This window comes from Ursidibacter sp. B-7004-1 (assembly GCF_053654055.1).
This window is the reverse complement of record NZ_JBSIUP010000055.1, coordinates 1-6,153: the sequence shown is the minus strand read 5'-3', so window position 1 is coordinate 6,153 and position 6,153 is coordinate 1. Positions and strand designations below refer to the sequence as shown.

Genomic DNA, 6,153 nt, shown 5'->3' with positions numbered 1-6,153 from the left:
GTCTTAGTTTTGTTCGTTACGTTCAAGTCTTTGATTGTAGCGTTGTTAGTTACTTCTAAGTCTTTGGTCTTAGTTTTGTTCGTTACGTTCAGGTCTTTGATTGTAGCGTTGTTAGTTACTTCTAAGTCTTTTGTCTTAGTTTTGTTCGTTACATTCAGGTCTTTGATTGTAGCGTTGTTGGTTACTTCTAAGTCTTTCGTCTTAGTGTTGTTCGTTACATTCAGGTCTTTGATTGTAGCGTTGTTAGTTACTTCTAAGTCTTTCGTCTTAGTGTTGTTCGTTACGTTCAGGTCTTTGATTGTAGCGTTGTTAGTTACTTCTAAGTCTTTCGTCTTAGTGTTGTTCGTTACATTCAAGTCTTTGATCTTAGCTTCGCCAGTCACATTTAGCTCTTTAAACTCTGGTGCTTCGGAGAAACGGATTTCAATACCGCCATCTTGAGTACCTACAGTTTTAACATTTTTACCGCTGTATTTATCATCTGCTAAAGTACCTGTACCCACGATCTGCATTTCTGCACCCAAGCTACGTTTAACCTTAACACCACTATTATTACCAACATATACAGTTGCATTGGTGCTTAGCTCTTTTAGCTTCTCGTGTACTGCTCCACCAGTTACCGCTTGAGCATTACCCTCTTTGATCTCACCACTGGTGATGTTATTGATGGTATTACCGCCCATATCAATGGTTGTGCCATTGCTAACATTGAAAGTCTTACCCGTTCCGCCGATAGTGGTGTTACCAAGGGTGGAGTTGCCAGTAACTTCTAAGTCTTTGGTCTTAGTTTTATTGGTAACTTCCAAATCTTTCGCTTTAGCGTGATTGGTTACATTCAAGTCTTTGATTGTAGCGTTGTTGGTTACTTCTAAGTCTTTCGTCTTAGTTTTATTGGTAACTTCCAAATCTTTCGCTTTTGCGTGATTGGTTACCTCTAAGTCTTTGGTCTTAGTGTTGTTGGTAACTTCCAAATCTTTAGCTTTAGCGTGATTGGTTACCTCTAAGTCTTTAGTCTTAGTGCTGTTGGTAACTTCCAAATCTTTAGCTTTAGCGTGATTGGTTACCTCTAAGTCTTTAGTCTTAGTGCTGTTGGTAACTTCCAAATCTTTAGCTTTAGCGTGATTGGTTACTTCTAAGTCTTTGGTCTTAGTGCTGTTGGTAACTTCCAAATCTTTAGCTTCTACCGCTTCAAATTTTGGTTTTTCAGCAAATTCAATGGTGATATTGCCTGTACCGTCAGCTTTGGTTCTTACATTATTACTGCTGTAATTACCTTCAGTAACACCGCCACCAATAACATTGAGCTTACCGCCTAATTGCGTGGTGATCTCATCGCCTGTATTACCGCCGAACTTGATGTTACCGTCTTTTAATACGTTATTTACGTTTTGAATGGCAGTGTCTAATTGACCTTTGTTCACTGCATCAGTAGCATTTGTACCTGCTGCAACGTTTGTGATTTGGCTATTATTCATATCCAAACCTTCGCTGATACTTGCACCTTTTTCTGCTGTTAGTTTTTCTTTAACAGTAGTTGTACCGTTTAGTACTGTAGGACCATTTACATCTAAACCTTTGTTAGCGGTTACTTTGTCGGTAAAAGTTGCAGGTCCAGTTACAGCCAGCTCGCCACCAACTTCCGCTTTACCCGTTGTTTTTAACGTGTCAAAAGTTGGTGTTTTTGACGTGGCAACGGTAACAGTTTTGCCATTACGAGTGATGACAATATTGTCGCCCTGTTCAAAAGTTACCACTTCGTCATTAGCAACTTTTGCAGCTTGATCATCAGTTTCCTTATTAACTTTCAGTTTCCAACCTGAGGCTTTAACAGCATCACTCAGCTGTTTTACGTTCACTGCGTCAGTATCTTCTGAACCAGTCGCAACGCCTTTCACCACATTGTTGCCCATATTAACGGCTGTACCACTCTCAATAGTGAAAGATTTACCTGCACCACCAAATTTGGTGTTGCCTGTTGCGGTTAGGTCTGCAAGGTTTGCTTTGCCTGTTGATGTTACGTTGGTTGTATTAACATCTGTTGCATTCACTTTTGTCGCATTGACGTTGGTTGCGTTTACATTGGTTGCGTTTACATTGGTTGCATCAACTTTGGTTGCCGTTACATTGGTTGTGTTTACATCTTTGGCATCAACTTTGGTTGCCGTTACGTTGGTGAAATTTACATTATCAGTGGTTGAAACAGTGATGTTTTTACCAGCGATTTCCAACTTAACGTTTTTACCTGCGGTGTAAGTTACCGTATCGCCCGGTGCGACTTTTGATGGTGCAGTAGGAGCGGTGGCTTCGCCAGCACCTTTTGCAATGGTAACGTTCCAGCCTTTGTTGGCTGTTGCCAATGCGGTATTTGCTGTTGAATTTGCCGTAGTAGCGGTATCATTAACGGCATCTAACTGGCTTTTATTGACAGCATCGTTAGCATTTGTACCGTTAGCCAAACCTGTGATTTTTTGATTACTCATCACAAGGTCGCCACCGCTGATGGTTGCACCTTTGCTCAGTGTGGTAGCACCGTTTACAGTCAAGCCTTCGGCACCCACTTCAGCTTTTTTGGCTGAAAGTGTGCCACCGATATTTGCACCTTTGGTTGTGGTGATGTTGGTGAAACTTGGCGTATCAGAGATGGAAATCTCAATTTTATTGCCAGTATTTGTGGTGTTGATGTTATCGCCTTTGCCCACAATCTCAAGGGTATCGCCTAGATTTTTGTGGATTACAGCACCTGTTTCACCTTTGAATTTCAAGCCTTTAGTGGTTAGCTCGTTTTTGGCTGTGTTGATGTTATTATTCAGCTCGGTCTTAGCTGTGTTGATGTTGTTGTTCAGCTCGGTTTTAGCTGTATTAATATTGTTGTTCAGCTCGGTTTTGGCTGCATCAACTTTATTGTTCAGCTGACCTACGTTTACCGCATCAGTATCAGCAGAACCTGCTTGTAAGCCAGTGATTTTGCCATTATTCATCGCCAAACCACCGCTTACGCTTGCACCGTTTTGAGCCACAAGCTGTCCACCGCTTACCGTTGCACCTTTTTGCAGTTTGGTGTCGCCAGTTACGGTTAAGCCACCGTTTACCTGTGCAGAAGACGCTGTTAATGTGCCTGCGTTGGTTTTGGTAAAGGTTACTTCGTCATTAGTTTTGATGGTGATGGTCGAGCCATTGCGAGCAACATTAATATTAGTACCGTGGTTGATAGAAATGGAATCACCGTTAGCAATTTTTTCGCCTGCTACACCATTGGCTTTTAATTCAAAACCTGAGTTGTTAATTGCCGCTACCACATCCGCAGTTTTAGCCACGCCAGCTGTATTACCCACTGCCGTAACTTTTACCGCTTTGCCAGTTGAGCTGATGTCTTGAGTAACCACATCAAATTTCACAGTAGCATTATCCGCACCACTTACGCTTGCAGTGGTAAAGGTACCTTTAGTAAAATTCACGATGTTGTCATTGTCAATACGAGATTTTGCTGTACCGTCTTGTTGGATATTAAAACCAACCTTTTCCATCACGTGATACAGCTGACTGCCGTTTACTGCGTCAGTAGAATCTTGAGTTACACGACCTGCGGCGACATTTTGGATTTGGCGTAATGAGCCTGCTTTACCCACTGAAACCACGCCAGTTGCCGTATTGCCTGCAGGTGTTGCTGATGTAGCAGAACCAGATGCATTTTTAAAGCTCAATGAACCTGCTGCTGCAAATGCAGAAGTCTCCGCCCCATTGCCCAGAGCGACAGAGTTATTAACAGAAGCCTTTGCCCCATTACCAAAGGCTAAAGCATTTGTACCTGAAGCGGAGGCGTTATTACCAACGGCAACAGCACTTGAACCTGAAGCGGTAGCATTATGACCTGTGGCGACTGAGTTTGAGCCTGAGGCGTTGGCTTTATGACCGGAGGCGGTGGCTCGTGTGCCTGCTTTAGAGTCGGAGCCGAAAGCCGAACCATTTTCGCCAGATGTTGAGTTGGCACCGAATGCGATGGAAGCGGCGTTACCAGCAGCGGCATTTAAACCGAATGCGATAGAGCCTAGACCGCCTTTGGTTGTTGCATTTGTACCGATAGCGACAGAGTGGTTACCATGTGCCACAGAGTCAGTACCCAAACCTAATGAGCCTTGAGATTTAGATGTAACGTTGGTACCGAAGGCAAATGCCCCTTCGTTCATAGCTTGAGCTTTGTAACCGATGGCAACGGTGTTGTTATTGTCTGTTTTTGAATCAGGACCGATGGCGATGGCTCGCTCACCTTTTGCGGTGGTGTTTGGACCGATGGCAGTAGAATTCAACCCCAAAGCCTTAGCACTGACACCGATGGCGGTTGAGCTGACGTTGCTTGCTGAAGCCCCTCTACCAAAAGCGATGGCGTCTGCTTTGCTAGCCAATGCCCCTTTACCGATGGCGGTGGCGTTAGCTTCTTGGGCTTTTGCTCCTGCACCGAAAGCCACAGCGTCCGCTTTGGTGGCTTGAGCTTGGTTACCGATGGCGGTGGCGTTGGTGGCGTTGGCTACCGAGTCATAACCGATGGCGGTGGCGTTGGCAGCCGAAGCGGTAGCGTTAGTACCAAATACGATTGCATCATGAGATCCAGCTTCAGCACGAGCTGTCGCACCTATAGCAATAGCACGATCGCCTAAGGCTCTGGTATTATCAGTTGTTCTGTAATCATTCTTTCTATTTGTTACTGAATCTTCTGTAGAGCCGATAGCGATAGAGCGATTCCCTCCAGAGTGGGTCGAATGACCGATTGCTAAGCTACCACCGCCTTCTGCATAGCTCGCCGCACCGATAGCGTAAGAGTGATCTCCCTTGGAGGTTGAATTACGCATCACGGCAAGAGAGTTATCTCCTTTGGCATAGGCTTGAGAGCCAACAGCCACTGACGATGCTCCTTCTGCCACAGCCAAAACGCCATAAGCAGTGGATGCGACACCTAAGGCTCTAGAATTATAACCATACGCCGTCCCCCCCAAAGCTCTAACCCTAGAATTACCCAATGGAGATTCTGACCCCTCGCCTCTAACAGATAAAGCTCCCTTATTTCCAAAAGTTAATTGCCAATTTGACTTTCCGTCTGCAGCGTACTTGAAAGGACGCTCAAAATCATCTGTAATTTCTGCCGTTTTTGTATTCGCTCGGTTTGTAGCCTCATCAGCATAAGCCTGTGGTGCCATCACGGAAGTCAAAATTGTTACTGCTACGGCAGAGCCAATGGCTGCGGCTGAGGATTTTTCAGTAACCACACTACTTGGTTGTTCTGCTACTGTAGAAGATGATGACGATTTAACACGTCCTTTTGCTAATTCCGAAACCGCTACCCAAGTTTGAGTGGAGTAATTCCAAATTACTCTAAAAACCTTATTCATAAAAAACCTTAAATTTTTTGAGGTTTACCAAACCTCTATAAAAGAAAAAGCTAAGCAATAAAATAGGTTTTGCTTAGCACGTTACATACTTTCGGTATTGTACAATTGCTACGTAATACCGCACTCTTTTAGTTTACTATATATACGATTTTGAAGATAGAGTAGATTTTTTATGGAAACAATAAGATATTTCTATCTATACAATAGAGAGAAATTCTTTAAGAAAATTGACACAACTTTAAAAATTGTGAGATAGAGAATAGGTTTGATAGTTATAGTGAGTTCCGTAAATTCCTTTATGTGATTTTGTTATATGATATATCTTATGTTGCGGTTATCTTTGGGTATCCTACCTAATTTACACTTGATTAACAATATGCAAATTTGTGGTTGGTCCACTCATTAAATGTTATTTACTTGTTAAAACTTGAAATAAATTTGTTATTTTTTTGTATTTCTAACCGCTTATTTGTGGGATATGTTAGCATTTTATGGGAATTTTTTTTGCAAAATTTTACAAAAGATAGACTTAAAATTTAATTTAAGCCAGACTGATGACAAACCCTAATTTGTTGATTTAATGAGTGGACGCCAAGCGTGGCGTCCCTACACAAAAAAATAAAATGTTTATTTTTCAATTGGTTATAATTCTTCTACACAACAAAATAAAACGATTATTTTTCAATTGGTTATAGTTTTTCTTTGTAGGGACGCCACGCTTGGCGTCCGAATGAAAACACTTTGTCAATAAACTGACTCTCTCCCACTTGTG

Annotated in this window: 1 protein-coding gene; it reads right to left on the bottom strand. The window is 42.5% G+C overall.

What is annotated here, in order from left to right; all coding sequences use genetic code 11:
* Positions 1–5,381, bottom strand: a 5,381-nt coding sequence (locus tag ACWIW0_RS11020; RefSeq protein ID WP_454453350.1) for an ESPR-type extended signal peptide-containing protein, incomplete at its 3' end; no start/stop codon positions are given.
* Between the last annotated feature and the right edge of the window lie 772 nt (positions 5,382–6,153).